The following is a 26,109-nucleotide window of genomic DNA, read 5'->3' as shown; positions in this document are numbered from 1 at the left end:
TAGTTGCCGTTTGGCGGGGCGATCTCGACCCCCATCCCAAAACTTGACACCTGCCAACCACGGCCGACGGGGGCCTGCTTATCGTGTCGGAATGAGCACCGTCGCTGATGCCGAGCGGGTCGAAGACCTGGCCCGGCGGGTCGTGGCAGACCACGACCCGAAGAAAGTCCCGATTCCGGAATTCCTCGGCGCCTGTTACGACGCCGGCCTGTCCTGGGTGCACTTCCCTGAAGGTCTCGGCGGGCTCGGCCTGTCGCGTGGCCTGCAGGCGGTCGCCGACCGGGTCCTGCAGGGCGCCGGCGGCCCGGTGCCGCTGGGCCTCAACCCGATGGGCTACGGCATGGCCGCGCCGACCGTGCGCGAACACGCCCAGTCCGACGACCTCAAGAAGGCGCTGCTGCGGCCGCTGGCCACCACCGAGGACATCTGGTGCCAGCTGTTCTCCGAGCCGGGCGCCGGCTCGGACCTGGCGGGCCTGGCCACCACCGCGGTGCCCGACGGCGACGAGTGGGTGATCAACGGTCAGAAGGTGTGGACCAGTCTGGCGCACCGCGCCCGGTGGGGTCTGCTGCTGGCCCGGACCAATCCCGACATCGCCAAGCACAAGGGTCTGACCTACTTCGTGCTCGACATGCACGCTCCGGGTGTGGAGACCCGTCCGCTGCGCCAGATGACCGGGCAGGCGGAGTTCAACGAGGTCTACATGACCGACGCCCGCATCCCCGACAGCCACCGCCTCGGCGCGGTCGGCAACGGCTGGAACGTCGCGATGACCACCCTGATGAACGAGCGCAGCGCCCTGGGCGCCAGCGGCAGCCGCCGCGGCAGCGGCACCATCAAGGAGGCCACCTCGCTGTGGGCCTCACGTCCCGACCTGCAGACGCCGGTGCTGCGAGACCGATTGGCACAGTTGTGGTTACGGTCCGAAGCTCAGCGGTTGACCTCCGAGCGCTCCCGCGCCTCGGCCACCGCGGGCGGCCCCGGCCCGGAGGCGTCGGTCGGCAAGCTGGTGGGCGCCTTGCTCAATCAGCACATCTACGAATGGTGCATGGATCTGCTTGGGCCCGAAGGCATTCTGTACGACCGCTACGCGTTGGCCGATGACGCCGGTGACGCGGGCGACTGGCGCGGGCCGATCCAGCAGCGCTTCCTGCGCAGCCGCGCCAACACCATCGAGGGCGGCACCACCGAGGTCATGAAGAACATCCTCGGCGAGCGGGTGTTGGGTCTGCCCGGTGATCTGCGTGCCGACGCCGGCATGCCGTGGAAGGAGATTCCCCGTGGCTAGCGAGTTCCAGTTCACCGAGGAGCAACAGCAGCTGCGCGCCGCGGTGCGCAAGTTCTGCGCCGACAACTTCGACGAGTCGACCGTGCGCCGGTTGATGGAGTCCGAGGTGTCTTTCGACGCCAAGGTGTGGAACCGTCTGGGCGCCGAGCTCGGAGTGCTTGGGCTCTCGGTTCCCGAGGACGACGGCGGTGTCGGCGGCTCGCTGGTCGATCAGGCCGTCGCCGTCGAGGAATTCGGCGCGACGCTGGCCTGCGGGCCGCTGTTCGGCACCGTCTACCTCGCCATCCCCGCGTTGGTCGCCAGTTCGACCGGTCCGGCGCGTGACGAACTGCTGGCCCAGTTGGTGGAGGGCACCGCCACCGCGGCCTTCGCCGTCGCCGACAAGGCAGGCGCGTTCGATCCCGCCGCGGTGACCGTGACAGCCGCCGGTGACACCGTCTCCGGCACCGTCAAGCGCGTTGTCGACGGTGCCGCCGCCGACGTGATCCTGGTCGCGGCAACGGGTTCCGACGGCGTCGGGCTGTACGCGGTGGACGCAAAAGACGTTGCGCGCACCCCGTTGTCGACCCTGGATCTGACCCGGCCGCAGGCCAACATCACCTTCTCCGAATCACCCGCCCGGCTGCTGGCCGGCCCGGAGGATGCCGAGCGGGTGATCACTCACGCACTGCAGGTGGGTTCGGCGCTGCTGGCTGTCGAGCAGGTCGGCGCCGCACAGCACCTGCTGGATCTGTCGGTCGAGTACGCCAAATCTCGCCTGCAGTTCGGCCGGCAGATCGGCTCGTTCCAGGCGATCAAGCACAAGCTGGCCGACATGCTCGTCGACGTCGAGCATGCCCGCTCAGCCGCCTACCACGCGGTATGGGCGTTGACCGACGGCTCCGATGATCCGGCGCTGGCAACCAGCATTGCTCAGGCCGCCGCGTCGGCCGCGCTCAGCCATGTCGCCGCCGACACCATCCAGGTGCACGGCGGGATCGGCTTCACGTGGGAACACCAGGCGCACTTGTACTTCAAGCGCGCAGCCACTGCTGCCGCGCTGCTCGGCAACGCCGAACAGCACCGCACCCGGATCGCCGACATCGTGCTGGACCAGGCCAGTGCCGAGGACGCCACCCGGGTGGCCGACGGCCTGCCTGTCTGAGGCGTACATACGAAAAGTTCGGGTGCGAGAAGTGCTGAGAACTTCTCGCACCCGAACTGTTTCGTGGTACGCCCGGCTCGTCAGCCGCGATGGCGATTCCACTGGTGATGGTGATGGATCGAGGTCCCCGGCTGGGGCTGATTGGTCTGGTGCGGGAACGCCGGGTGCGGCGTCGGGTGACTCATGTTGGGGCCGCCTGCGTCCGCGAAGCTCTCAGGTGCAGCGCCCAGGGCGACCAGCGCGGAGCCGGTGGCCAGGAGCGCGCCAGCGGCGATGCGCTTGAACCAGATCGTGGTCGAGGTGGTGGTCGTGATGGTCATGATGTTGTGCTCGTTCTGTTCGTGCTTCACCCGGTTTGCCGGGTACGACAAGAATCGCCTACGACAATCCCGATGTCTGTCGGCTGACCAGGCCAAAGCGGGGGTGAAACCGGTGTCCACTGATCAGGGGAGCCGGTCAGTACGCTGACGCGATGCAATTGGTCACCTCCGCCCCCGCGGCGATGGGGCCCGGGGAGATCGGTCCGTGGGCAGCCCGTGCGGAACGGCTCGGGTTCGACGTCGTGCACATCTCCGAGACCATCCACGACCCCTTCACCGTCGCCGCGCTGGCTCTGCAGCACACCGAGCGGGTGACGGTGCGGACCAGCATGGTGCTCGCCTTTCCGCGGAGCCCGATGATCACCGCCTATGCGGCATGGGACCTGGCGCAGTACTCCGCCGGCCGGTTCCAGCTCGGCATCGCTTCGCAGGTGCGCGGCAACATCGTCGGTCGGTTCTCGGCCCAGTGGTCCGAGCCGGTCGCCCGCCTCGCCGACTACATCCGCTCGCTCCGAGCGATCTTCACCTCGTTCCAAACCGGCGCCAAGCTGGATTACGTCGGGCCGCACTATCGATTCGAACGCCTGCAGCCCTACTTCAACCCCGGACCGCTCGAACACCCGGCGCCGCAGATCTGGACCGGTGCGGTGAACGCCAGAATGTGTTCGATGGCAGGGGAATTGGCGGATGGATTCGTGTGCCATCCGACGAACTCGCACCCCGTGGTGCTGCGATCGCGCACCCTTCCCGCCCTCGCCGAGGGTGCGTCGCGAGCCGGTCGAACGCTGGCAGACCTTGCTGTCGTCGCGAACCCACACGTCATGGCCGCCGCCACCCGCGACGCCGTCGACGCGCTACGCGACCAACGGCGTTCGGAACTGGCCTTCCTGTACAGCACGCCGGCCTACCGCAGGCAGCTGGAGGACTTCGGCCTCACCGACGTCGGCGCGGCCCTCTCCGCGATGGCGCAACGCAACGAATGGGATGCTCTGCCAAGCGTTCTCACCGATGAGGTGGTGGAGCGGCTGGTACCGCAGGGCACCTACGAGGAGATTCCCGACGTGCTCGCACAGTGGTATTCGGGCCTGTGCAGCGGTATCAACCTGCCGGTACCGGCCGAGGAAGCCGACGACGACCACTTCAGCGGCCTGCTGGCTGCCTGCCGTCAGATCCCCGGCTACGTGCGGAACCGTTCGAGGTAAGCGCGCTCGTCCCAGGTCGACAGGAACGTCGTGGCCGCGTCGTAGCCCTCGGTGTAGATGGCGTCGATCTGCGCCTGCTTGATCTCGAAATCGAGCACACCAACCCCGGTGGCATCCACCCGGATGGTCCTGGCGCTGACCCAGGGCAGGTTGAGGTAGGCCTGGTCGCGGCCGACGAGGATCGTGGTGATGACGTCCTCGAGCAGGCTCGGACCGCCGAACAACCGCAGCGGAGCCAGCGCCGGGATCACCTTGTGGTTGTTCTCGGGCAGTTCGGGCAGCAGCGTCACCCCGAGCGTCGGCCACCGGGGCTTCTTCCCGTCGCAGCGGTCCAGCGAGTCGATCGGATAGTTCGACAACAGTCCGCCGTCGACGAGCGTCGACTCGCGGCCCGTCGCGCTGGTGAGAGTCACCGGCCGGAAGACGAACGGAATCGACATCGACGCGCGCACCGCGTCGGCGACCGGTTGCTCGTCGGGGTCCAGGCCGTAGAGCCGCTGGTAGTCCCACGGCAGGCGGACCAACTGTCCTGTCGTCACGTCGGCCGCGGTCACCACCAGGCGATAGCGCTGTTCCGGGGGCAGCTCGTCGTCGTCGAGCCGCAGATCACCGAACGTGCTGACGCCGAGGTCGCGGAGCTGATGGGCGATGAAATCGTGCGCGTAGTCACCCCGGTAGATGCCGGTGCCCTGCAAGATCGCCCACCCGGCGCCGAGCAGTGGCACACGTTCGACCGGGCCGGGGTCCAGGAACTTGCGGTAGTCGATGCTCAGCGCGAGATCTCGGACATCGTCGGGGGTCAGCTGGTCGTTCGTGGCGGCCGCGGCCACGATCGAGCCGACGATTGACCCGGCCGAGGAGCCGGCGACGCGGTGGGCCCGATAGCCCGCCTCCATCAACCTGACGACGGCACCGGCCAGACCGATACCTTTCACCCCGCCGCCGGCCAGGACCAGGTCGACGGGCTTCGTCACAGAAGAGGCCATCGCCCCATGCTAGGAGCGGCCCGTCAACCGGCGTGGTTCCACTGGTGATGGTGGTGCTCGGCGGAGCCTGGCACCGGCTGGTTGTGCTGGCCGGGGAAGGTCTGATGGTGGCCGGGCTGATGCATGTTGGGTCCGCTGCTGAAGGGGCTGGTCTCAGCCAGCGCGTCGGTGGCCGAACCGAAGGCGAACAGTGCGGAGCCCGCGGCGAGTGCGCTCCCGGCGGCGAATCGCTTCATCCAGGTCATGGTGGTCATGTCATTCCTTGTGATCGTCGTTGACTGTGTCTCGGCCTTTGCGTTTCGCCAGTGCCTAAAACGGTCTCGCATCGCAGTTCTGCTGTCTGTCGGGCAGCCGGCGGATTACCCGGGGGAATAAGTTGTCCCCCGATCAGCGGACACCGCTCAATTTCTGCCAACCGACGATCACCTGCTGCCAGCGGAATTACCGCGCCCTTACCTGGCGTTAACACCATCAGCGCACCGGAAACCCCACACCGGGCGCAGACGAAGAAGAGGGAATGACATGTTGAAGTACACAATCACCACAGCGATCGCAGGCGCGATGACCGCAGCCGTTCTCGGCCTTGCCGGACCCGCCCAGGCCGACCTCGGTCACAACGACTGGGTCAACAACATCGGCCCGACCGCGACCGCGCCCCATGTAGACACAACCGTGCATGGAAGCCGTTGATCGACAACGAACTCCATGGGAGGGGCACCCGAACAGGGTGCCCCTCTTTCGTTGTCATGCCAGAATCGCGTCGATCGCGCGGTAGATCCGTTGTTCACTGACCGGCCGGGGGGTGCCCAGCTGCTGGGCCCAGAGGCTGACCCGCAACTCCTGGATCTGCCACCCGATCTCGCGAACGTCGGCGCCGGCTGCGCGGGTGGGCGAGAGCGCATGCAGCAGTTCGGCATACGCGTCTTCGACAGCGTGCACACGGTCCATCCGCTCACGGTCGGCCTGTGGCGCCTGGGCCAGCCGGTCGAGGCGGCCGACGATCGCCGTCAGATAGCGGGTCAGATCGGCTAGGCGCGCAGCCCCGGTGCTGGTGACGAAGGGCGTGGCGACCAACCCGGCGAGTTGCGCGCGGATGTCGGCAACGGCGTCGGCTTGCGCGGCCGGCGGATTGTCGGGAAGGGCGAGATTCACCTCCTGCAACGCGGCCAGCACCTTCTGCACCCGGGTCACGACTTCCTTCGTGGTCGACGGCAGTGCCTCCGCTACTTGGTCCCGCAGCGCCGCGAAATGTGCTCTCGTCCATACCGGTTTGACAGCCAGAACATCGACGGCGGCGTCGGCACAGTCGTCGAGGAGCGCGGTCAGCGACCCATCGGGGTTGGCGCCCAACACCAGCCGGGTGCGCGGGTCCAGTCCTTTCTCCACCGCTTTCACCGGAGACGGCACCGCCAAGCGCAGCAGCCGCCTGGTGCCTGCCCGCATCGCGGCGTCGCGTTCGGCGTCGGTGGCGAAAACCCTAACGTCGACGCTCTTGCCGGCGTCGACCAACGCCGGATAACCACGGACGATGTGGCCTCCTACGGTGCGTTCGACGGTGCGGGGCAACTCATCGAGGTCGTCCGGCCAGGCCCGCAGCCCTTGTCGTTCCAGATCGCTGGCCACTGCATCGGCCACCGCCTTGCGGGCCGAGCCTGCGAGCTTGCGCTGGAGCGCATCGAGGTCCTTGCCGCGAGCCACCTCGGTGCCGTCCGGCCCCTCGACGGCGAAGGTCACCCGCAGGTAAGCCGGCAGCTTCTCCAGATCGAACGCTGTGATCGGCACGAGAATGCCGCTGCGCCGGTGCAGTTCACGCTGCAGAGCCTCCAGAAGCGGTTCGCCTCCGATCTGAATACCGGCCAGCACCGCCCGCGCGGTGTCCGGGGCGGGAACAAAGTTGCGCCGCAGGTCTTTCGGCAATGACCGGATCAGCGCGGTCACCAGTTCCTCGCGCAGTGCCGGTACCTGCCAACCGAATTCGTCACCGCCGAGCCGAGCCAGCACTTCGACCGGGATGTGCACAGTCACCCCGTCGTCGGCGGCGCCGGGCTCGAACCGGTAGGTCAGCGGTAGGGACAAGTCGCCGGTCTGCCAGTTGTCCGGCCGTTCGGCGTCCTCGTCGTCGACACGCAACAGGTCGTCGCGGGTGAACGTCAGCAGATCCGGGGTGCGATGCCGCTGCTTCTTCCACCAGCCGTCGAAATGGCGTGCTGAGACCACCTGCGGCGGAACCCTGCTGTCGAACCAGGCGTAGATCTCATCGTCACCGACGAGCATGTCGCGGCGGCGGGCGCGCTCCTCCAGTTCGGCCAATTCGGTTCGCAGCCGCGCATTGTCGGCGGCGAAGTGGTGGCGGGTCTGCCACTCCCCCTGCACCAGCGCGTGCTGGATGAACAGTTCGCGCGACACGACGGGATCGATGGCGGCATACCCCACCCGTCGGCGTGCCACGAGTGGAAGCCCGTAGAGCGTGACTCGTTCGAAAGCCATCACCGCGCCGCGCTTGGCGTCCCAGTGCGGTTCGCTGTAGGTGCGTTGCACCAGGTGCCCGGCCACCCGCTCGACCATCTCGGGTTCGACGCGGGCCGCGATGCGTCCGTACAGCCGACTGGTCTCCACCAGGTCGGCCACCACGAGCCAGCGTGGCGGGCGCTTGGTCAACACCGATCCCGGCGCCAGCACGAACCGGGTGTTGCGCGCCCCGGTGTATTCCCGCGAATCCCCTTCCCGCAGACCGATGTGCGAGAGTAACCCGGCGACGAGGGCGGCGTGTACACGCGCCGGATCGGCCGGATCGGGGTCGTCGGACTCCCGAATGCCGATGTCACGGGCGATGCTGCGTAACTGACCGGTCAGGTCCTGCCACTCGCGGATCCGCAGGTAGTGCAGGAACTCCTCGCGGCACATCCGCCGGAATGCGCTGCCGGAACGTGCCTTCCGCTCGTCGCGCAGATACTGCCAAAGGTTCAGGAAAGACACGAAGTCCGAGTGTTCGTCGGCGAATCGGGCGTGTTTCTGCCTGGCCGCCTCTTCGCGCTCGGCGGGCCGCTCGCGCGGGTCGGGAATCGACAGCGCCGCGGCCAGCACCAGCACCTCACGCACGCATCCCTCGGTGTCGGCCTGCACGATCATCCGCGCGAGTCGCGGATCGACCGGCAACTGCGCCAGCCTGCGACCCACATCGGTGATGGCGCCGGCGGCGTCGAACGCGCCGAGCTCTTGTAGCAGCTGCACGCCGTCACGGATGCTGCGCTGCTCGGGCGGATCCAGAAATGGGAAGCTCTCGATCTCACCGAGTTGCAGCGCCGCCATCTGCAGGATCACCGCAGCGAGGTTGGTACGCAAGATCTCCGGGTCGGTGTAGCGCGGCCGGCCCGCGAAATCCTCTTCGGAGTACAGCCGGATGCACACCCCGGGCGCGGTGCGACCGGACCGCCCGGCCCGTTGCGCGGCCGAGGCCTGGGAGATCGGTTCGATCGGCAACCGCTGCACCTTGGTGCGCCTGCTGTATCGGGAGATCCGTGCGGTGCCGGGGTCGATCACGTATCGGACACCCGGCACGGTGAGCGATGTCTCGGCGACGTTGGTGGCCAACACTATTCGCCTGGCGGTCCGCGCCGGCTGAAACACCCGCTGTTGCTCGGCGGTCGGCAGCCGGGCATACAGGGGCAACACCTCGGTGTTCTTCAGGTCGCGTAGCGCCTCGGCAGTGTCTCGGATCTCTCGCTCCCCGGACAGAAACACCAACACATCGCCGGGCGGCTCCGCCTCCAACTCGCGAACCGCGTCGACGATCGCCTCGGTCTGATCACGAATCTCGGTGCGCACGATCTCATGGTCGGGATCGTCCGGATCGTCCGAATCATCAACCTGCACAGTCACTTCCAGCGGCCGATAGCGGATCTCCATCGGGTAGGTACGGCCGGACACCTCGACGATCGGCGCGCCATCGAAGTGCGCGGCGAACCGTTCCGGCTCGATTGTCGCCGACGTGACGATCACCTTGAGATCGGGCCTGCGCGGCAGTAGTTCGCGAAGGTAGCCCAGCAGGAAGTCGATGTTGAGGCTGCGTTCGTGCGCCTCATCGAGGATGAGGGTGTCGTAGCGCAGCAGCCGCCGGTCGCGCTGGATCTCGGCGAGCAGGATTCCGTCGGTCATCAGTTTGACCAGGGTGCGGTCGCTGGCCTGGTCGGTGAAGCGGACGGTGTACCCGATCGTCTCGCCCAGCGGGGTGCCGACTTCGTCGGCGATACGCTGAGCCACCGTGCGCGCGGCGAGCCGACGCGGCTGGGTGTGGCCGATGGTTCCACGGATCCCCCGGCCGAGCTCCAGGCAGATCTTGGGCAGCTGGGTGGTCTTGCCCGACCCTGTCTCACCGGCCACCACGACGACCTGGTGGTCGGTGATGGCGCGGGCGATCTCGTCCCGGCGGTCGCTGACCGGCAGGTCCGGGTAGGTGATGACCGGAACCGCGGCTTGACGGGTGGCGACCAACGCCTCGGCGGCTCCGATCTGGTCGGCGAGCTTCCTCAGGGTTTCCGCCGACACCTCGCCGCGCAGCGATTTCAGCCGCCGCCCCAACCGGGCTGCATCACGAAACGACACGCCATCGAGGCGGGCGCGCAGCTGACGCACCTGCTGGGCGGAGACCTCGGACACTGGCGCCACAATAGCGGCGAGCGCCGCCGGAGGCGCCGGCGTGTGCGTAGGCTCGACGGCAATGACCATTTGGATCGTCTTGGGTCTGCTGCTGGTGGGCCTGGGAATCGTGGCCAGCCAGTTGTTCCGGCTGAAGGACTGGCTGAACAAACCGGCCCCGCCACGCGAGCCGACCGGCGAGCACCCGGATGAACCCGGGGCGTGAGCGATCTGCCCGCCGGGGTGCGGGCGATGGCCGATCGCGGCCCGCAGTGGGCGAGGTGGGTCGACGCACTACCCCGACTCACCCGTGACGTCGTCGCGCAGTGGCAGCTTCGTCCGGACGGTTTCGCCACCCACGGCTATTGCGCACTGGTGCTGCCGGTCCGCACGGCCGATGGCACCGCCGCGATCCTCAAACTCGGCTTCCCCGACGACGAGTCCGAACACGAGCACCTGGCGCTGCGCCGCTGGGGCGGCGAGGGTGCCGTCCGGCTACTCAGCGCCGACCCGCACCGGCGGGCCATCCTGCTGGAACGACTCGGCGAGGACCTGACGACAGTCGACGACGTCAAGGCCTGCCGAATCGTCGCGGATCTGTATCGACACCTCCATGTCCCGGCGTTGCCGCAACTACGACCGCTGACGTTCTACCTCGACCGGTGGACCGCCGACCTGGCCCAGCTGCCGCGTGGCGCGCCGATCCCGCACCGGCTGGTGCAACAGGCGCTGAGCCAGTGCGCGGACTTGACCGCCGACGCCGCGGCGACGGCGCGGGTCCTGCATTGCGATCTGCATTACGCGAACGTGCTCGCCGGGCGGCGTCGGCCCTGGCTGGTGATCGACCCCAAACCGGTCAACGGCGATCCGCACTACGAGGTCGGCCCGATGTTGTGGAACCGGTTCGACGAGTTGGCCGGTGACGTCCGCCTTCGCGTGCGCCGGCGGTTCTACACGCTGATCGACGCGGCGGGGTTCGACGAGGATCGGGCGCGGGCCTGGGTGGTGGTGCGGGCGGTGCTCAATGCCATGTGGGCGATACAGGATTCCGGAGCGCAACAGCCGGGCTGGCTGACCAGATGCATTGCCGTCGCAAAGGCCGTGCAGGACTGAGATACGAAGTGAGAGAAACTATCTCGGCGGGTCGCCGCGCCACATGAAGCTGTTCACGTATTTGCCCATGTCCTTGGCGATGTCGAGGTTCGCCGGCGAGGGCGGACCCGGCCCGTCGTCGGGCCCGAACTGGTGGAACGGCCCCACCGCGCCGGCGACCAGAGCGAGGTCGTTCTTGATCGCGACGATGATGATGATGCGCTGGTGGCGGGAGTCGACCGCGGTGCCTTTCGGCCAGTCGTCGGCGACCTCGCCGTAGCCCGGCTCGTACCCGAGGATCGCGTTGGGCAGCTCGTAGGACGTCACCGCGTCGGGGAAGATCTGGCGCAGCTGGTCGTCGGCCACCTGGCGTGCGTCGCGGCCGTTCGCCGGTTCGCTGAACAACCGCAACGTCCCGCCGTCGCCGACGGTCAGTTCCGCGCGCACCCCGTTGGGTTCGATGGTCACGTCGTAGGCGGTTCCCGGCGACGGATAGGACACCGAGAACGATCCGTCGGGGGCGAAGTAGCGGGGGTTGATGGCCACCGGCAGCCCCGTCGGCGGGCTGCCGCAGTCGGGCGGGCAGTGATAGGTGGTCACGGTAGGTTTGATGCGGGTGGCCAGGACGCTCAGCGCCATCATCGCCGTGACGAGGACGATGACCCAGAGTCCGATGGTCACGAAGTAGCCCGGGCCGCGCTGTCGGCGTGCCCGGTAGTTGCCCGCGGGTACCGCGTAGCCGGTGAACGAGTCGGCGGCATCGGAGTCCGCGCTCAGGTCACTCATCGGCGCAACGACTTCAGGACGAGAAGGGCCTTGATCAGGTTGTCGACGTTCGGTGTTCCCAGCCCGGTGATCATGTCGTAGCCGACCATGACGGGCGTCACCGCGTTGGCACCGAGATAGATGTCCCGGAAGGCGGGTACCTCGGCGCCCGCGGCGATGTCGTAGAGCAGCGGGTTGAAGTCGCCGAGCTGTTCCAGGCCGCGTGCGGTCAGGAACTGGTTCATCACCGCGGCGATCCCGGCCCAGATCGGTGCCGCCTGCGAGGTGCCACCGCCGACCAGGATCTGACCGTTGAACACGAACTTGACGCCGGTGAACGGGTCGGCGACCGCGGCGATGTCGGGCACCAGCCGCTTGTCGTGCGGGCCGGCCCGGGTTCCGGTGTCCTGCCACGACGGGCGGGCGAACAAGACCGACGCGCCGCCCCCGCTGCCCTGGGTCAACGGGACGTCGTACCACCCTTGTTCGGCCAGCCATTGGCCTTGCGAATCGGTGGACAGCGTCGTGCCTCCGACACCGGTCACCTCCGGCAGCGAGGCCATCACGTCGACTCCGTAGTCGTCGGGGCTCGGCGGATCGGACCAGGTTTTGCCGCCCTTGCATTCCAGACCGGCCAGATCTCCACTGGCGACGAAGGCCGTCGTCCCGTTGCGCTGGGCACGGGCCAGCGCCGAGCGCACCGGTGCCAGGTCGGCGCGGGAGAGCAGTCGATCACAACCCCAGCCGATCGAGAAGCTCCACACCGCCCCCGGATAGGTCCGGTCGACCTCCTCCATCAACTTGCCGAGCTTGACGTACGTCGCGTCACCTTCGGCGGTGGGCCGGGCGTTGACCAAAACGATCCGTGCCGAGGGCGCGATCGCGTGGACGAACTGGACGTCCATGCTCGCCTCACCGCGCCGTTCGGGCGGCATCCCACCCATCACCTCGAGGCTGAACTTCGGCAGCGAGAACCATTCGGAGAACTTGTCCAGGTCGCGTTGGTCGACGCCGTCGAAGGTGAAGACGACGACCGTCTGACCCTTTCCGGTGTACCCCGCCGACGTCAGCGGGTTGACGTTGTAGGCGGTGAGCAACTCGGTCGGCGCGAGCCCCGCATTGGGGACGTCGAGCGGCGGGGTCGGCGGAACGCCTTCGTGTGACGGCGTGTATCCGAGAATCCGGCCCAGCTCGGTCACTTCGCTGCTCAGCTGCTGCGGGACGACGGGCTGCTGGGGCGAGGCGTAGAACACCACCCCGTTGCTGCGTCGGTAGTCGTGCACGGCCACGTCGAATGCGCGCGCGATCGCTCGCGGGGTGCCCTCCACGACGGCCCAGGCATCGCCGTCGCGCCAGCCCACCGACAATCCGTGGGAGTCGGCCCACGCGGTCAGCGCCGTAGGCCGGGCGGCCTCCCGCAGTTCGACGGTCAACTGGACCCGCTGGGTGCGCGCTGGGCCGAGATCGGCGGCCTGACCCAGCAGCCGGGCGAAGGGCCCGGCGATCAGGTTGTAGGGCAGCGGCGGCGTCGGGCGGTCTCCGGCGGAGACCACCATGACGACCGCCAGCGTCGCCAGAAACGGGGTCAGCGGTCGCCCCCGCCGACGCCGTTCCCACAAGCGTCTCAGCATCACCGAAACGATCCCACACTGAGGCCTGCCGCACCGCGGAGGACGCGATGGGATAACGATCTCGCCGGCCACCGCGATGAACCGGGTATCCGAACTTCACTTGAGGTTTGTCGTCGAGGAGGTGGACGGTGAAGAAACTCGGTTCAGTGGTGGTCTGCACGATCACCGCCATCGGTATCGGCATCATCGGCGCGCCCGCAGCGAGCGCGGGATGCCAGGGACTCTGGACACCGTGGGGCGGCGGCCAGCGCTGCGACGGCCCGATCGATGCGAACGGGTTCTTTCAGCGCTGCGAGACCGGAGGCGCGTTCGGGTTCAACACCCCGCAGCAGTGCTACCAGGTGGACGCGAACAACCTGGGCAACAGTCAGCCCTGGATCGGGCCCTGATCCTCACAGCGGGATGGCCAGCTGGCTCCGGATGAGCGGCGCGATCTTCTCGGCCATGTAGGCGTGTCCCGCGTCGGTGGGGTGCACGCCGTCGGGACCGATCAGTTCGGGGTGGCCGACGAACCAGCCTTCGGCGATGGGGTCGATGAAGACCGCTCCGACGGCTCTGGCCTGGGCGCGCAGGATGTCGCGCTGGGCCAGCACCTCGCCCGGCGGGTCGGCCGTCGGCCACGGCGGGCCGATCACCAGGAGCTTGGCCTTGGGCGCCGCCCGGCGGACGATCTGGAAGGTCTCCCCGACCAGTACCGGGTACTTCTGCATGTCGACGGGCTGGTCGTTGCGGGATCCGAAGAACACCACCAGCGAGTCGTCGCGGTCGACGGCCCGCACGGTGAGGTCCTCGAACAGGTTGCCGTGGTTGCCGCGGATCCCGTAGCCGGCACCGCCCTCGGCGGCCACGTCGGGGTCGATCCTGGCGCCTTGACCGGCCAGCAACAGCCAGGCCCGCGATGTCCACGACTGCGGCCCCTGGCCGCCCTCGTCGGTGCCGGTGGTGTACGAATCGCCGATCACCGCGATCCGGCTGAAACCCGAACCGCGATTGGCCAATTCGTAGGTGACGGCCGGGCGGGTGTAGCCGACGACGGCGGCGAGCACCGCGACGGCCGACAGGCCGGTCGTGATGACGCGCACAAGCCCTTGCTTGCGGATCAATGACACCCCACTGAATCTCGTGCCCGACGCAGGCAGCCTACTGCCTCCGAAGGTGTTGTCGCACACCGACGCTGGCTTCGTTACTACCCGGCCCGCGCCGAGGTCTGCGGAGGGTGGGTATCGCGGGCGTGGTCGATGGACGCCAGCCGGCCACTCTCGGCCCCCGGCGGGCCGGTGTGCTTGTCGTGCTTGACGTCACGGAAGTCGACCATCCTGCGCATCCAGCGCCGCGCCGGTTCCTCGACACCGTGATAGAGCGCCATCGCGCCGGCCACCGCGGCGAGGATCAGTCCGACGACGACGATCTTCTGCACCGATTTCGGCAGGTCGATCTGGTACTCCTGCACCGCCCAGTTCCACGAGGTGTGCACGATCTCGTGAACCATGTAGAGGCTGAACGAGATCTGGCCCCCATACACCAGCAGCCGAGTGGACAGCAGCGCAGGCAGCGTTCCGACGCCGATCGCCAGCGTGACGACCAGCGGCATGAACAACACGTCGACCAGGCCGCCGGGGTCGATCATCCCGGCCACCGGGTTGGCGTCGTAGTAGTACAGAATGCCGACCATGGCGGCGGTCAGCAGTACCGCGACAATGCCCGAGATGTGCTGGCCGCGCCGCCCGATCTGCAGCCGTCGCACCGCCGCGCAGGCCAGCGCGCCGGCCAGGAACTGAGCCACGATCCGGGGCAGCCAGCTCCACGGTGTGTAGAAGTGGCCGCTGGCCAGCAACAGCAGGGTGGGCGGCAGCGCGGCGACGAAGGCAAGGAAGAGCAGCGTGCGCGCCCGGGTCACCCGCGCCATCCGGAAGATCACCAGGATGATCCCGCCGAAGAGCAGGTAGGCCAGCCATTCCGCGCTGATCGACCAGGCCGGGCCGTCCCAGCTGGTGCCGTCGAAGAACGGTTCGAACCAGAGCTGGACCATGAACAGCTGACGCACATAGCTGATTGCGGTGAGCTTCTCGACATCCGCCGACGGTGTGACGCCGAAGTGCAGCGTGAAGATGATCCACGCGGCGGCGAGGTGCATGGTCACCAGGTAGACCGGCCAGACCCGGGACAGCCGCAGCCAGAGGAAGTGCAGGGTGGCCCGCCCGGAGAAATGCGATCCCATCCGGTCCAGGTAGTTCCACGTCAGCACGAATCCGCTGAGGATGAAGAACAGGTCGACGCCTTGGGCGCCGGCGTTGAGCAGAGGCGCGAGGTCGTCCTTGAGTCGCGGTGACGCTTCCCAGATCAGCGGCCGGAAGTGGAACAGCACCACCCATAGGGCGGCGACGATGCGAAGACCGGTCAGCGCCTTGATTTCTCCGGTTCGCACAGAACCCATTCCGAACCCAATCCGACTCTTGCTTTACGTTTCGACGCCACCTCGTCAGACGGGTCGGACCCCGCCGCCCCCGCGATTTCACCTGGGAGCCTATCAGCGCGGCGGTCGCCGACCCGGCCTTGCAACGCTGTGGGGTTGCTGGACACCGCCCTGCCCAGCAGTTTGCTGGGGTGTGATCGAGGCGACACCGCGCGGGTCGGCACCGGCGTTGACGACGGATTTCCCGACCCAATTCGGGGTTCCTTGCCGCCCACCCTCGAATCAGGTTGCCGCCCAGCCACCGTCGACGCTGAGGACTGCTCCGTGGATGTTGGCGGCGTCGTCACCGGCCAGGAACACGACCGCGGCCGCGACCTCCTCTGGGGTACTGACCCGCCGCGACGGCAGGCGACTCAGCGTCGGCGCGATGTGGTCGGCGAACTCGGCTTGCCGTTCGGTGCCGATCGGGCCGGGGGCCACGGCGTTGACCCGAACACCGTGCGGGCCGTACTCGTCGGCCCAGGACTGGGTGAACGAATGGATCGCGGCTTTGTTGGCGCAGTAGACGGCCGACCCGCTGGATCCGCGCAGCCCTGTGATCGAGCCGATGTTGACGATCGCGCCGCCACCCTGGGCAACCATGGACGGTGCCAGCACACCGGTCAGCAGGAATGGCGCAAACACGTTGACGCCGAACACATCTCGCAGCTCCTGCTCGGTGATCTCGGCGGTCGGGGTGGGCATCAGCAAGGTGGCCGCATTGTTCACCAGGATGTCGATGCCGCCTGCCGCATCGGTGGCGGCGTCGGCCAGATGGCGGGCGGCGGCACCCCCGGCTCCCAGATCGGCGGCGACGAAGGCGGCGTCCCCGCCTGCCGAACGAATATCGGTGACGACGGCGTCGCCGCGGGTGCTGTCCCGCCCGCTCACCACCACGAACGCCCCCTCAGCGGCCAGTGCCTTTGCGATGGCGACCCCGAGGCCGCCTGTTGAACCGGTGACAAGTGCTCTGCGCCCGGCCAACCGGGTATCTTTTGGACTCATGAGTCCATATGCTTCGCCTCTAAAAATGGACCTGCAAGTCCAAAATCTGACGCCGAAGGGCCGGGCCACGCGGCAGCGGATCATCGAGGGAGCCGCCGCCGAGATTCGCGCCCGCGGCGTCGCGCTGACCACCCTCGAAGACGTCATGGCGCGCACTCGCACCTCCAAAAGCCAGCTCTTCCACTACTTCCCCGGCGGCAAGGAGCAGCTGCTGCTGGCGGTCGCGGCGCTCGAGTCCCAGATGGTGCTCGACGACCAGCAGCCTCATCTCGGCGCGCTGACGTCCTGGGCGGCGTGGCATCGGTGGCGGGATTCCGTGGTCGACCGCTACCGCAAGCAGGGCCAGAACTGCCCGATCGCGGTGCTGATGTCGGAGATCGGGCGCACCACCCCGGGGGCCGAGGCTGTCACAGCCGAGCTCATCGTCGCGTGGAGCGGCGCGATTGCGGCCGGCATCCGGTCGATGCAGGAACAGGGCAAGGTGGCCGATTCGGTGAACGCCGAGCGAGCCGCGGCAGCGTTGCTGGCCGGCATCCAGGGCGGGGTCGGCATCATGCTCGCGACCGGCGACCTGAGTTACCTGGAAGCCGCCCTGGACCAGGGAATCGACTGGCTGCGCAGCGTGACGGCGCAGATCTAGCCGCCGTTCTGCGCCATCGCCCAGCACGTGACCGAGTGCCACAGGTTGCAGGGGATGCCGTTCATCGTGGGGATCTGATTGGGCTGGATATTGGTGGTCACGTTGTCCGGGCCGATCGCCTGCGGGACCTGGCCGCCGGACGGGCCGGACGTACACACCCCGGGGAACCGGCTCTGGACCGTCCCATTCGGGCAGTCGGCGGACGCCGGTGCGGCAAGCACCAGCGATCCCGACGTGAGCGCCGCCGCACACGCGCCGATGAGAAGTCGTTTCACAGTCACCTGATTCCGCCTCGAGCAGGCCTCGGGTCCAATCACTTAACCACGATATCGACGGCGCAGCCAGATTCGTTAGCGTTTGCCAGGGGCGCCGCTACGGGCTGAGCACGCCGGCAGCCGGCAACGGCACCGACGGCACGCTCACGCCGTTGAGGGTATTGAGTGCGCCCGACGCCTGGTTGGCGGTGCTGAGCATCTGCATCAGCGGCGCAAAGTTCCCATTGGCGAGCTCGGTCATCACCGCCGGACACTGGGACCGGATGGCCTGCTCGGCCACGAACCCGGTCACCTGGGAGGCAAGACCGCCGTGCCCGCTGGCTGTGGTGGCATTGGAGACCAGGCTGCTACCCGGCTTGACCAGCATCGGACAGATCTGTTGGCCGATCTGCTCGATCAGCTGACTGATACCGGTGGAGTTGAGCAGATTGCTGACGCCGGCCGTGTCCGCATGGGCGGGCACCGGCCACGCTCCGGCGGCGAGAAATGCACCTGTCATGGCGATCAGCGATCGCAGTGCAAAGGAGGTGCCGCCGGTCGATTCACGATCGAAAATGTGCACGGTCATGTGGGTCCCCAACTCTGGCTCGATCGGCTCACAGCAAGAGCCACTGATGTCACTTCGGTAACAGTGGTCTACTCAGGTCACACTTTGGGCACGGAACCGTAAAGGTTCGAAGCCTATGCGTTTCCTCTACGCGATCTATGCGCTGCGGGTGCGACACTTCCCCGTTTCAGCGATACTGCCCGCTCGGCCGTCACAGCGCGTCGTTGATCTTGTTCTTCAGCACCTCGGCCTGGGTCCCGAAAACGGCCTGAACGCTGTTGCCCACCTCGATCACACCGGCGGCACCCAGGCTTTTCAGCCGGTTCTGGTCGACTCTGGCTGCGTCCACGACCTCCATCCGCAGTCGGGTGATGCACGCGTCGACACTGCGCAGGTTCTCTCGCCCGCCGAAGGCCGCGATCAGCTGTTCAGCCCTGCTGTCCGTGATCGCGGGAGCGGTCTTCACCGGGCCCGCGGCCTCCACCGCGGTTGCCGACTCGGCGCCCTCGCCCAGGTTCGCCCGCTCCTCGGCGTCGAACTCGGCATCGGGTTCACGGCCGGGCGTGCGCATGTTCCATCGGGTGATCGCGAACCGGAACAGCAGGTAGTACACCGCGAAGAAGACCAGGCCCATGACGATCAGCAGCGGAATGTTCTTGGCCGCCGGTGCGGTGCCGTAGAGCAGCAGATCGATCAGCCCGGCCGAGAACGAGAAGCCCAGGTGGATGTCGAGCAGGTAGGCGATGGCCAGCGAAAGCCCGGTCAGCACCGCGTGCACGATGTAGAGCGGGAATGCCACGAACATGAAAGCGAACTCCAGCGGTTCGGTGACACCGGTGAGGAACGCGGTGAGCGCGGCGGCGGACAGAATGCCGAACGCGACCTTGCGTTGTTTCTTGTTCGCCACGTGGATCATCGCCAACGCCGCGCCGGGCAGGCCGAACATCAGGATCGGGTAGAAGCCCGACGTGAGCAGTCCGGCGCTGGGGTCGCCCGCGGCGAACCGGCTGAGTTCGCCGGTGACCACATGACCGTCACCGCTCGGGTAGCTGCCGTAGATGAACCACACGTACGAGTTCAGGATGTGGTGCAGGCCCAACGGAATCAGCATGCGGTTGGCGAAGCCGTAGACGAACGCCCCGAGTGCGCCGGCACCGCCGATGAAATGGCCCAGTCCGGTGAGGCCCGCGTCGAAGATCGGATAGAAGTAGCTCATCGCGAACGACACCACGAGACTCGCCAGCGACACGACGATGGGGACGAAGCGCCTGCCACCGAAGAAGCCGAGGTACGGCGGCAACGCGATGGTGTGGTACCGGTCGAACAGCCACGCGGTGAGCAGCCCGACCACGATTCCGCCGAACACGCTGTAGTTGATCTGCGCCTGGTCGCCGGCCTTGTCGAGTTGCCCCGCAAGCACGAACGGCGACATCGTCTTGAAGACCGCCTGCATCACCAGGTAGCCGACCACCGCCGAGAGCGCGGTGGAACCGTCGGCCTTGCGGGCGAACCCGATCGCGACGCCGACGGCGAACAACAACGCTAGATTGTTGAACAGCGCTCCGCCCGCCGCGCTCATCGCCTGGAAGAACGGGCCGATCACCGGCGCCTTGATCCGGCCAAGCAGGTCGTCCTGACCGAGCCGCAGCAGGATGCCTGCCGCCGGAAGCACGGCGATCGGGAGCATCAGGCTCTTACCGAGCCGTTGCAGCTGCGCGAAGCCTGGTATGTGCATTCCCGACTTTTGCTGTGCGCCTGAGTCTTTGGTGGTTTCACTCATGACCGGCCGGCCTCCCGTTGTCGCAGCACAGCCGAAGCTTAGACAAATCACCGGAGGTGAGGCGTTGTTTCCGCCGCGGCTACGTGGGTCGACTCTCTATTGTCTTCGACAATGAGCACAACGTCCGTCCACGCGCCGGTCTCCGGGCGTGCCGTCGCGCTCGGCGACGTACCCGATCCCGTTTTCGCCCAAGGCATGGTGGGCTACGGCGCCGCGGTCGATCCGCCACGCGAAGTGATCAATGCGGTGGCACCGGTCAGCGGACGCGTCCTGAAGCTGATGCCGCACGCCTACATCATCATGACGAGCGAGAATGTCGGAGTGCTGGTTCATCTCGGGCTCGATACAGTCGCGTTGCAGGGGGCGGGATTCAGCGCCCACGTCAGCGAGGGCGACACCGTGACCGCCGGCCAGACGATCATCACCTATGACGTTCCATCGGTGGTGGCGGCCGGGCTGAACCCGATCGTTCCGGTCGTCGTGATGGACGAACGCGAGCCGGGAAACGTCGCGGTGGGCGACGACGTCGCCAACGGTGCCGAAATCGCCGCAGGATCACTACTTTTCACTGCCAATAAGTAGGTCTGATGGAAGTCGTCATCCTCCCCGACGCCGCGCAGATCGGCGCCCTTGCCGCCGATGCCGTTCAGGAGCTGCTCGCCCGCAAACCGACCGCGGTGCTGGGACTGGCCACCGGCTCGTCCCCGCTGACGATCTACGACGAGCTGGCCGCCCGGTGCGACGCGGGGCGCATCTCGTTTCGGCACGCCTGCGGCTTCACCCTCGACGAGTACGTCGGGTTGCCGGCCGACCATCCCGAGCGCTATCGCACCGTCATCGACACGGTGTTCGTCTCACGCGTGGATTTCGCGCCGGGCGCGGTGGCCGGTCCCGACGGGCTGGCCGAAGACATTCCGGCGGCGTGTGCCCAGTACGAGGCGGCCATCGCCGCAGCCGGCGGCATCGACCTGCAGATCCTGGGCATCGGCACCGACGGCCACATCGGCTTCAACGAGCCCGGGTCGTCGCTGGCGTCGCGCACCCGGATCAAAACGCTGACGCGCCAAACTCGAATCGACAACGCCCGCTTCTTCGGCGACGACGTCGACCGGGTCCCGACGCACTGCCTCACCCAGGGGTTGGGCACGATCATGGCGGCCCGTCATATCGTCCTGGTGGCCCTCGGCCGGAGCAAGGCCGAGGCGGTGCATCAGCTCGTGGAGGGACCGGTGAGCGCGATGTGGCCGGCCACCATCCTGCAGCACCACCCGCATGTGACCGTCCTCCTCGACGGCGGCGCAGCCCGGCGGCTGCGCCTGGCCGACTACTACCGCGAGACCTACCTGTCCAAGCCGTCATGGCAGGGCATCTGAGTGCTGATCGCCGCTGCGACCTTGCTGACCGGCCGAGAGTTGTTGCGGCCAGCCTGGATTGAGGTGTCCGGCGCATCGGTGCTGGCACTCGGTGCGGGCTCGCCGCCGCGAGCCGCCGACCGCGAACTGGACACAGTGGTGCCCGGTTTCGTCGACACCCACGTCCACGGCGGCGGCGGCTCCGACTTCTCGGTGGCGACGACGGATGACACGGCGACCGCTGTGGAACTTCACCGCAGGCACGGCACCACCACCCTGATCGCCTCACTGGTGTCGGCCGGACCTGCCGAACTGCTGCACCAGGTCGAGGTGCTGGCCGGCCATGTGCGCGACGGCGTGCTCGCCGGGATTCACCTGGAAGGCCCGTGGCTGTCCGTCCAGCGCTGCGGTGCGCACGATCCGGTCCTGCTTCGTGATCCGGACACCGCCGAAGTCGACACGCTGCTGCAGGTCGGCGCCGGAGCCATCCGGATGATCACGCTCGCACCGGAGCGTCCGGGTGCGTCGGCCGCGATCGAGCGGATCGTCACCGCAGGCGCGGTCGCCGCGGTCGGACACACGGAGGCGACCTACGAGCAGACCCGTGCGGCGATCAGTGCCGGTGCCACGGTGGGCACGCATCTGTTCAACGCGATGCGCCCGATCCACCACCGGGAGCCGGGCCCGGTGATCGCGCTACTCGAAGACCCCCGGGTGACGGTGGAGTTGATCGCCGACGGAGTGCACGTCGACGCCGCGCTGTACCGGCATGTGGTCCGTGCGGCCGGTCCCGACCGGCTGTCGCTCGTCACCGACGCGATGGCCGCAGCCGGGGTGAGCGACGGCCGGTACCAGATCGGCCGAATGGACGTCGAGGTGGCCGACGGGGTGGCCCGGCTGGCCGGGACGGCGACGATCGCGGGCAGCACCGCGACGATGGACCGGGTGTTCACGTTCGCCGTCGCCAACAGCGGGCTGCCCCGCGACGAGGCGCTGCTCCTCGCGGTGCGCCAGTCGTCGCTGAATCCAGCTCGCGCACTGGGACTTCCGTGTCCCGAACTGGTCGCGGGCGCACGCGCCGACCTGGTCGCGCTGGATGCCGACCTCGCAGTCACCGACGTGCTGTGCGGCGGTACGTGGGTTCCGCGCTGAGCACGACGAACGTCTGTTCGAGTTTTTGTCGTACCCGGGGTGCATCGTGTCTCCTACGCCGTCGAACTGACGAAAGGGGCCCAGCAATGTGCTGGTTGTGCGACCACCCGGACAACACCGTCGCCGATTATCTCGACGAGGTCCGCGCCAAGATCCTGCGGCGTGGGTGGGCAGTGCAGTACGTCGAGTCGCCGCGCATGCCGTTCGCCTACACGGTCGGTTTGAGCGACTACGACGTCCCCGAACTGCTGATGACGAACGTGTCACCGCAGCGGGCCGCGCGCCTGCTGAGCAAGTCGGCCGAGCTCGTGGTCCGGGGAGCGGAGCTGACCGCGGGCCAGCAGTTCACCCTCTGCGGCGGTCCGATGCTCGAGGTCGTCGAGGTCGAACATCCGGATGCGCACATGGGTTTCGCGACCGCCCTCTACGGCAGGGAGATCCGTGCATTGCAGCTGGTCTGGTCGGATGGGCGCGGCCGGTGGCCGTGGGCCGCGGACTTCTGCGATCGGGAAAGCCGGCAACCGGTGTTGGGGGTGCGGACCCGCGCCGCGTGAATTGTCGCCGATCACAAAGCAATTACGGCAGGCGTGCCAGCCCGTCTCAACGGCGGCCGCATTGTTACCTTGCTGCTCGTGAGGAACCTCGTGCACCGCGTGACCCGCTGGGTGCAGCGCCTCGGTGTCCTCACCGCGACGGTGCTGCTGGTCCCCGGCATGGCCGGCCTGGCAGGCCCGACCGCACCCGCGGCGGCCTACTCCCGCTCCGGGTTGCCGGTGGAAGCCCTCGACGTGCCGTCGCCGGCGATGGGCCGCACCATCCGGGTCCAGTTCCAGGGCGGCGGCGCGCACGCGGTCTATCTGCTCGACGGCCTTCGCGCCCGGGATGACGAGAACGGCTGGGACATCAACACCGCCGCGTTCGAGTGGTACTACCAGTCCGGGCTGTCTCTGGTGATGCCGGTCGGCGGCCAGTCGAGCTTCTACAGCGACTGGTATCAGCCGGCGGCCGGATCCAACGGGACGCTGACGTACAAATGGGAGACCTTCCTGACCCAGGAACTGCCATCCTGGCTGGCCCTCAACAAGGCGATCACTCCGATCAACAATGCGGTGGTCGGGCTTTCGATGTCGGGCAGTGCGGCGCTGACGCTGGCGATCTGGCATCCCCAGCAGTTCATCTTCGCGGGCTCGCTGTCCGGTTTCCTGAACCCGTCACTCGGCCTGTGGCCCACCCTGATCGGGCTGGCGATGAAGGACGGCGGCGGGTACCGCTCCACCGACATGTGGGGGCCCTCCAACGATCCGGCCTGGCAGCGCAACGATCCGATGGTCAACGTGGCCCGGCTGGTCGCCAACGGCACCGCGGTGTGGATTTATTGCGGTACGGGCGCACCGTCAGAACTCGACAACACCGACGACCCGACGTTCGGTGGCCTGTTCACTGCCGGGTATCTGGAGAACATCACGTTGAACACCAACAAGGAGTTTCAGCGCAAGTACCAGGCCGCCGGCGGCCGCAACGCGGTCTTCAACTTCCCGCCGAGCGGCACGCACAGTTGGGGGTATTGGGGCGCGCAGCTGCAAGCGATGAAGGGCGATCTGCAACGGGTGCTGGGCGCGACGCCGACCGGCTAATCCCGATGCGCCACAACGTTGATCACGTTGCCGTCCGGATCGCGAACGAAGAACCGGCGCACCCCCCACGACTCGGTCGTCAACGGATGCACAATCTGGTAGCCACGTGCGCGGGCCTGCTCGTAGGCGGCGTCGACGTCGTCGGTGGCCACCGAGATGACCGGCGCAACCGGCGCCGTTGCATCGGTGGTGACCAGCTGCAGGTTCGCACCGGTGTCTGGGTTGGTGTACCGGGCCACCCAGCCGAGGTTGAACTCCTCGGTCGTCAATCCCAAATAGTCGGTGTAGAAACCCTTGGCCGCTTCGATGTCGGCCACCTGCAGATCGGCTATGACTCGGTTGACACGCATATGTCGATCTAACCCTCCTGCGCGATCCGGTGGGACACTCTCATCGACAGGAGGTCGGCCGCGTGGCGCACCCTATATCGATAGTCTTGGTGGACAGCAGAACCGCAGCCACGCTGGCTCAGGTGATGCCGGTGCTTCTGCTGACTCTCGTAGTGGAACTACGCCGCACTCAACGACATCGGAGCATGAGGCGGTGGCGCATCGGTGCATTCCTCGCGGTGTTCGGATTCACCGAGGTCGTCCTCGTGCTCTCGATCGACGGGGCGTTCTACCCGTTCCAGTGGTTCGACATCATCTCCGCGGTGATCATCCTGTGGCTGATGTCGCTGATCTTCCGACTGTCCCTATCCGACCCGTCGATTGCGGACAGCGACGAGACCTTCCCGGCTTAGCCGCCTTCGTCGCTTTTGGGGAGGAATCGTTCGGGGTGGTGGTAGGTGTTGACCCCACCGATGAGCATCGGTAGGCGTGGTGGTGGGATCCATTCGGTATCGCCGTTGGGTAGTTTGCGGGTGGTCCAGCCGCCGGTTTCGACGAGTTGATTGTCCGGTGGGCAGGCGAAGGCCAGTTCGTCGATGTTGGTGGCGCCGCCGTGTTTCCAATCCTTGGCGGCGTGGTGGACCTGGGCCGCGTACCCGGGCACGGTGCAGCCGGGTTTGGTGCAGCCACGATCCTTGGCATGCAACACAATTCGTTGATCAGCCGAGGCGATCCGTTTGGTGCGACCCAACCACAACGCTTGACCGGTGACGCGATCGAAAATCGTCAGATAATGGTAGGCGTGCCGCGCCATCCGAATCACGTCGGTGATCGGCATGATGGTGCCGCCGCCGGTGATGCCATGGCCGGTCTTGGTCTGCAGTTCCTGCAGGGTGGTGGAGACGATCACCGTCACCGGTAGGCCGTTGTGCTGGCCCAGCTTCGGATCCCCGAGCTGGCCACGCAGCATCGCCATCAACGCATCATGCTGACGCTGCCCGATCGTGCGAGTATCGGCCTGTACTTGTTCGGCGGCGGGTTCACCCTCGGTGAGCGCGGTTTGATCAGCCGGGTTGCACATGCCCGGCGCCGCATATTTGGCGAACACCGCCTCGACATAGGAGCAGAACTCCGGGGTGGCCTGGATGCGGATCTCGGTCATGCCGTCGGGTTGTTGACGACCCACCACCGCCGAACGCTTGCGAGCCCGGTCCTCATCGGAGAACCGACCGTCGGGATTGATCTCCAACGCCAGCCGCTGCGCCACCCGCGTCAACTGATCCGGCCGCATCAGTGTCGCCTTCTCCGCCAGAAAGAGTTCCGCGTTCGCGCGGACCTCGTCGGGAACATCGAAGGGCAACGCCGCCAGAAACTTGTCAATGACCCGCACATGCTCGACATCCAACTTGCCGTCACGCCACGCGCACGCAGTCCCCGGATGGCGCGGCGCCAACGGCTCACCGGTCAGACTGGTCCGCGGCGTCAACGGCTCAGTAGCCTCGGCACGCCGCTTGGCTTCGGCCGGGGTGATCCGCAACCAATCCGCCAACACCTTGCCCGACTTACCCCCGAGCTCACCGACCTCACGCCGATGCACCTCGTGACTGACGTCGTAGCGCACCACATCGTGATACCGAGTCACCCTCTCGGATTCCGCGGCCAGCTCCAACAACTCCATCACCGACAACCCAGCCAGATCCACCTTCGCCAACGTCGCCAACCCAGCATTGATCGAGGCGAACGCCTCACCCACCTCGATCGAAAGCATGTTCGAATTCTATGACCCACCACCGACGAATTCGACGCGTTGACTCGTCGTAAATGCGCGCGAAATGGGGATTCGTTGCCTCATTGAAAATGCGCGCGTAGGCCCAGTGGAT

Annotated in this window: 28 protein-coding genes; 14 read left to right on the top strand and 14 right to left on the bottom strand. The window is 67.3% G+C overall.

What is annotated here, in order from left to right:
* The first annotated feature begins 91 nt into the window (after positions 1–91).
* A complete protein-coding gene (locus tag BST42_RS27965; protein WP_083122966.1) occupies positions 92–1,288 on the top strand; it encodes an acyl-CoA dehydrogenase family protein in 1,197 nt (398 codons plus the stop codon).
* Positions 1,281–2,432, top strand: coding sequence for an acyl-CoA dehydrogenase family protein (locus BST42_RS27960; RefSeq protein WP_083122965.1), 1,152 nt, complete (start codon positions 1,281–1,283; stop codon positions 2,430–2,432). Before BST42_RS27965 ends, BST42_RS27960 begins: the two co-directional genes overlap by 8 nt.
* Before the next feature lie 80 nt (positions 2,433–2,512).
* Here the strand turns inward: BST42_RS27960 and BST42_RS27955 are convergent, their stop codons facing one another.
* Positions 2,513–2,752 (bottom strand): hypothetical protein, encoded by a 240-nt coding sequence (locus BST42_RS27955; RefSeq protein ID WP_083122975.1) that lies wholly within the window; start codon positions 2,750–2,752, stop codon positions 2,513–2,515.
* Positions 2,753–2,904: 152 nt separating this feature from the next.
* Between BST42_RS27955 and BST42_RS27950 the strand changes: the two genes are divergently transcribed.
* On the top strand, positions 2,905–3,954 hold the full coding sequence (locus BST42_RS27950; protein WP_083122964.1) for a TIGR03617 family F420-dependent LLM class oxidoreductase: 1,050 nt from the start codon (positions 2,905–2,907) through the stop codon (positions 3,952–3,954).
* Here the strand turns inward: BST42_RS27950 and BST42_RS27945 are convergent.
* Positions 3,930–4,940 (bottom strand): patatin-like phospholipase family protein, encoded by a 1,011-nt coding sequence (locus BST42_RS27945; RefSeq protein WP_083122963.1) that lies wholly within the window; start codon positions 4,938–4,940, stop codon positions 3,930–3,932. The two genes, BST42_RS27950 and BST42_RS27945, sit on opposite strands and share 25 nt — an antisense overlap.
* Positions 4,941–4,963: 23 nt before the next feature.
* Complete coding sequence (locus BST42_RS27940) at positions 4,964–5,194, bottom strand: hypothetical protein (protein WP_083122962.1); 231 nt, start codon at positions 5,192–5,194, stop codon at positions 4,964–4,966.
* Between the two features lie 268 nt (positions 5,195–5,462).
* Between BST42_RS27940 and BST42_RS29775 the strand changes: the two genes are divergently transcribed.
* Complete coding sequence (locus tag BST42_RS29775) at positions 5,463–5,630, top strand: hypothetical protein (protein WP_165760948.1); 168 nt, start codon at positions 5,463–5,465, stop codon at positions 5,628–5,630.
* A gap of 54 nt (positions 5,631–5,684) precedes the next feature.
* On the opposite strand, the gene hrpA is transcribed toward BST42_RS29775, so the two are convergent.
* A complete protein-coding gene (hrpA, locus tag BST42_RS27935) occupies positions 5,685–9,665 on the bottom strand; it encodes an ATP-dependent RNA helicase HrpA (RefSeq protein WP_083122961.1) in 3,981 nt (1,326 codons plus the stop codon).
* Between hrpA and BST42_RS29770 the strand changes: the two genes are divergently transcribed.
* On the top strand, positions 9,658–9,801 hold the full coding sequence (locus BST42_RS29770) for a hypothetical protein (protein ID WP_165760947.1): 144 nt from the start codon (positions 9,658–9,660) through the stop codon (positions 9,799–9,801). The two genes, hrpA and BST42_RS29770, sit on opposite strands and share 8 nt — an antisense overlap.
* Positions 9,798–10,688 (top strand): aminoglycoside phosphotransferase family protein, encoded by an 891-nt coding sequence (locus BST42_RS27930; RefSeq protein WP_083122960.1) that lies wholly within the window; start codon positions 9,798–9,800, stop codon positions 10,686–10,688. Before BST42_RS29770 ends, BST42_RS27930 begins: the two co-directional genes overlap by 4 nt.
* Before the next feature lie 18 nt (positions 10,689–10,706).
* Here the strand turns inward: BST42_RS27930 and BST42_RS27925 are convergent, their stop codons facing one another.
* Both BST42_RS27925 and BST42_RS27920 read right to left on the bottom strand, forming a co-directional pair.
* Positions 10,707–11,453: a hypothetical protein gene (locus BST42_RS27925; protein ID WP_083122959.1), complete on the bottom strand. Its 747-nt coding sequence runs from the start codon at positions 11,451–11,453 to the stop codon at positions 10,707–10,709.
* Positions 11,450–13,063 carry a S53 family peptidase gene (locus tag BST42_RS27920; protein WP_083122958.1) on the bottom strand — a complete coding sequence of 538 codons (1,614 nt, stop codon included), beginning with the start codon at positions 13,061–13,063 and terminating at the stop codon, positions 11,450–11,452. The genes BST42_RS27925 and BST42_RS27920 overlap by 4 nt, the downstream gene beginning before the upstream one ends.
* Before the next feature lie 128 nt (positions 13,064–13,191).
* Between BST42_RS27920 and BST42_RS27915 the strand changes: the two genes are divergently transcribed.
* On the top strand, positions 13,192–13,452 hold the full coding sequence (locus tag BST42_RS27915) for a CDGP domain-containing protein (RefSeq protein ID WP_083122957.1): 261 nt from the start codon (positions 13,192–13,194) through the stop codon (positions 13,450–13,452).
* Positions 13,453–13,455: 3 nt separating this feature from the next.
* Here the strand turns inward: BST42_RS27915 and BST42_RS27910 are convergent, their stop codons facing one another.
* From BST42_RS27910 to BST42_RS27900, 3 genes are all read right to left on the bottom strand, one after another.
* Positions 13,456–14,136, bottom strand: coding sequence for an Rv0518 family GDSL lipase (locus BST42_RS27910; protein ID WP_435406076.1), 681 nt, complete (start codon positions 14,134–14,136; stop codon positions 13,456–13,458).
* A 113-nt stretch (positions 14,137–14,249) separates the two neighbouring features.
* Positions 14,250–15,497: an acyltransferase family protein gene (locus BST42_RS27905; protein WP_083122955.1), complete on the bottom strand. Its 1,248-nt coding sequence runs from the start codon at positions 15,495–15,497 to the stop codon at positions 14,250–14,252.
* 261 nt (positions 15,498–15,758) lie between these two features.
* Positions 15,759–16,520, bottom strand: a complete 762-nt coding sequence (locus BST42_RS27900) for an SDR family NAD(P)-dependent oxidoreductase (RefSeq protein WP_083122954.1) — start codon at positions 16,518–16,520, stop codon at positions 15,759–15,761.
* Between the two features lie 25 nt (positions 16,521–16,545).
* Between BST42_RS27900 and BST42_RS27895 the strand changes: the two genes are divergently transcribed.
* Entirely contained in the window at positions 16,546–17,160 is a 615-nt protein-coding gene (locus BST42_RS27895; RefSeq protein WP_083122953.1) for a TetR/AcrR family transcriptional regulator, read from the top strand.
* Here BST42_RS27895 and BST42_RS27890 read toward each other — a convergent pair.
* The 3 genes from BST42_RS27890 to BST42_RS27880 all read right to left on the bottom strand — a co-directional run bounded on the left by BST42_RS27890 (position 17,157) and on the right by BST42_RS27880 (position 19,762).
* Positions 17,157–17,435: a hypothetical protein gene (locus tag BST42_RS27890; RefSeq protein WP_237159622.1), complete on the bottom strand. Its 279-nt coding sequence runs from the start codon at positions 17,433–17,435 to the stop codon at positions 17,157–17,159. The two genes, BST42_RS27895 and BST42_RS27890, sit on opposite strands and share 4 nt — an antisense overlap.
* 97 nt (positions 17,436–17,532) lie before the next feature.
* Entirely contained in the window at positions 17,533–18,003 is a 471-nt protein-coding gene (locus tag BST42_RS27885; protein ID WP_083122951.1) for a DUF732 domain-containing protein, read from the bottom strand.
* A gap of 190 nt (positions 18,004–18,193) precedes the next feature.
* Positions 18,194–19,762: a PTS transporter subunit EIIC gene (locus BST42_RS27880; protein ID WP_083122950.1), complete on the bottom strand. Its 1,569-nt coding sequence runs from the start codon at positions 19,760–19,762 to the stop codon at positions 18,194–18,196.
* Positions 19,763–19,873: 111 nt separating this feature from the next.
* Here BST42_RS27880 and BST42_RS27875 point away from each other — a divergent pair, with 111 nt between their 5' ends.
* The 5 genes from BST42_RS27875 to BST42_RS27855 all read left to right on the top strand — a co-directional run bounded on the left by BST42_RS27875 (position 19,874) and on the right by BST42_RS27855 (position 23,900).
* Positions 19,874–20,344, top strand: coding sequence for a PTS sugar transporter subunit IIA (locus BST42_RS27875; RefSeq protein ID WP_083122949.1), 471 nt, complete (start codon positions 19,874–19,876; stop codon positions 20,342–20,344).
* A 5-nt stretch (positions 20,345–20,349) separates the two neighbouring features.
* Positions 20,350–21,135 (top strand): glucosamine-6-phosphate deaminase, encoded by a 786-nt coding sequence (gene nagB / locus BST42_RS27870; protein ID WP_083122948.1) that lies wholly within the window; start codon positions 20,350–20,352, stop codon positions 21,133–21,135.
* Positions 21,136–22,266: an N-acetylglucosamine-6-phosphate deacetylase gene (gene nagA, locus BST42_RS27865; RefSeq protein WP_083122947.1), complete on the top strand. Its 1,131-nt coding sequence runs from the start codon at positions 21,136–21,138 to the stop codon at positions 22,264–22,266.
* Between the two features lie 86 nt (positions 22,267–22,352).
* Positions 22,353–22,820, top strand: coding sequence for a DUF4262 domain-containing protein (locus tag BST42_RS27860; protein WP_083122946.1), 468 nt, complete (start codon positions 22,353–22,355; stop codon positions 22,818–22,820).
* A gap of 159 nt (positions 22,821–22,979) precedes the next feature.
* Entirely contained in the window at positions 22,980–23,900 is a 921-nt protein-coding gene (locus tag BST42_RS27855; protein WP_272818754.1) for an esterase family protein, read from the top strand.
* On the opposite strand, the gene BST42_RS27850 is transcribed toward BST42_RS27855, so the two are convergent.
* Positions 23,897–24,250: a VOC family protein gene (locus BST42_RS27850; protein WP_083122945.1), complete on the bottom strand. Its 354-nt coding sequence runs from the start codon at positions 24,248–24,250 to the stop codon at positions 23,897–23,899. The two genes, BST42_RS27855 and BST42_RS27850, sit on opposite strands and share 4 nt — an antisense overlap.
* Positions 24,251–24,339: 89 nt before the next feature.
* Here BST42_RS27850 and BST42_RS27845 point away from each other — a divergent pair, with 89 nt between their 5' ends.
* The gene (locus BST42_RS27845; protein WP_237159621.1) at positions 24,340–24,642 is read left to right on the top strand and encodes a hypothetical protein; all 303 of its coding nucleotides are present in this window, start codon (positions 24,340–24,342) and stop codon (positions 24,640–24,642) included.
* Here the strand turns inward: BST42_RS27845 and BST42_RS27840 are convergent.
* Positions 24,639–25,997: an HNH endonuclease signature motif containing protein gene (locus BST42_RS27840; RefSeq protein ID WP_083122943.1), complete on the bottom strand. Its 1,359-nt coding sequence runs from the start codon at positions 25,995–25,997 to the stop codon at positions 24,639–24,641. The two genes, BST42_RS27845 and BST42_RS27840, sit on opposite strands and share 4 nt — an antisense overlap.
* Positions 25,998–26,109: the final 112 nt, after the last annotated feature.

The sequence above is a fragment of the Mycolicibacterium rhodesiae genome (genome assembly GCF_002086695.1).
Classification (GTDB): Bacteria; Actinomycetota; Actinomycetes; order Mycobacteriales; family Mycobacteriaceae; genus Mycobacterium; species Mycobacterium rhodesiae.
Note: the sequence above shows the minus strand (reverse complement) of the source record. Positions and strands in the feature narration are given on the sequence as shown.

What these genes read in the sequence shown, in the direction of transcription:
- BST42_RS27965 (WP_083122966.1), top strand. Translation starts at nt 92, where the DNA reads ATGAGCACCGTCGCTGATGCCGAGCGGGTCGAAGACCTGGCCCGGCGG.
- BST42_RS27955 (WP_083122975.1), bottom strand. Translation starts at nt 2,752, where the DNA reads ATGACCATCACGACCACCACCTCGACCACGATCTGGTTCAAGCGCATC.
- BST42_RS27950 (WP_083122964.1), top strand. Translation starts at nt 2,905, where the DNA reads ATGCAATTGGTCACCTCCGCCCCCGCGGCGATGGGGCCCGGGGAGATC.
- BST42_RS27945 (WP_083122963.1), bottom strand. Translation starts at nt 4,940, where the DNA reads ATGGCCTCTTCTGTGACGAAGCCCGTCGACCTGGTCCTGGCCGGCGGC.
- BST42_RS27940 (WP_083122962.1), bottom strand. Translation starts at nt 5,194, where the DNA reads ATGACCACCATGACCTGGATGAAGCGATTCGCCGCCGGGAGCGCACTC.
- BST42_RS29775 (WP_165760948.1), top strand. Translation starts at nt 5,463, where the DNA reads ATGTTGAAGTACACAATCACCACAGCGATCGCAGGCGCGATGACCGCA.
- BST42_RS29770 (WP_165760947.1), top strand. Translation starts at nt 9,658, where the DNA reads ATGACCATTTGGATCGTCTTGGGTCTGCTGCTGGTGGGCCTGGGAATC.
- hrpA (WP_083122961.1), bottom strand. Translation starts at nt 9,665, where the DNA reads ATGGTCATTGCCGTCGAGCCTACGCACACGCCGGCGCCTCCGGCGGCG.
- BST42_RS27925 (WP_083122959.1), bottom strand. Translation starts at nt 11,453, where the DNA reads ATGAGTGACCTGAGCGCGGACTCCGATGCCGCCGACTCGTTCACCGGC.
- BST42_RS27920 (WP_083122958.1), bottom strand. Translation starts at nt 13,063, where the DNA reads ATGCTGAGACGCTTGTGGGAACGGCGTCGGCGGGGGCGACCGCTGACC.
- BST42_RS27905 (WP_083122955.1), bottom strand. Translation starts at nt 15,497, where the DNA reads ATGGGTTCTGTGCGAACCGGAGAAATCAAGGCGCTGACCGGTCTTCGC.
- BST42_RS27900 (WP_083122954.1), bottom strand. Translation starts at nt 16,520, where the DNA reads ATGAGTCCAAAAGATACCCGGTTGGCCGGGCGCAGAGCACTTGTCACC.
- BST42_RS27895 (WP_083122953.1), top strand. Translation starts at nt 16,546, where the DNA reads ATGGACCTGCAAGTCCAAAATCTGACGCCGAAGGGCCGGGCCACGCGG.
- BST42_RS27885 (WP_083122951.1), bottom strand. Translation starts at nt 18,003, where the DNA reads ATGACCGTGCACATTTTCGATCGTGAATCGACCGGCGGCACCTCCTTT.
- BST42_RS27880 (WP_083122950.1), bottom strand. Translation starts at nt 19,762, where the DNA reads ATGAGTGAAACCACCAAAGACTCAGGCGCACAGCAAAAGTCGGGAATG.
- BST42_RS27875 (WP_083122949.1), top strand. Translation starts at nt 19,874, where the DNA reads ATGAGCACAACGTCCGTCCACGCGCCGGTCTCCGGGCGTGCCGTCGCG.
- nagB (WP_083122948.1), top strand. Translation starts at nt 20,350, where the DNA reads ATGGAAGTCGTCATCCTCCCCGACGCCGCGCAGATCGGCGCCCTTGCC.
- BST42_RS27860 (WP_083122946.1), top strand. Translation starts at nt 22,353, where the DNA reads ATGTGCTGGTTGTGCGACCACCCGGACAACACCGTCGCCGATTATCTC.
- BST42_RS27855 (WP_272818754.1), top strand. Translation starts at nt 22,980, where the DNA reads ATGGCCGGCCTGGCAGGCCCGACCGCACCCGCGGCGGCCTACTCCCGC.
- BST42_RS27850 (WP_083122945.1), bottom strand. Translation starts at nt 24,250, where the DNA reads ATGCGTGTCAACCGAGTCATAGCCGATCTGCAGGTGGCCGACATCGAA.
- BST42_RS27840 (WP_083122943.1), bottom strand. Translation starts at nt 25,997, where the DNA reads ATGCTTTCGATCGAGGTGGGTGAGGCGTTCGCCTCGATCAATGCTGGG.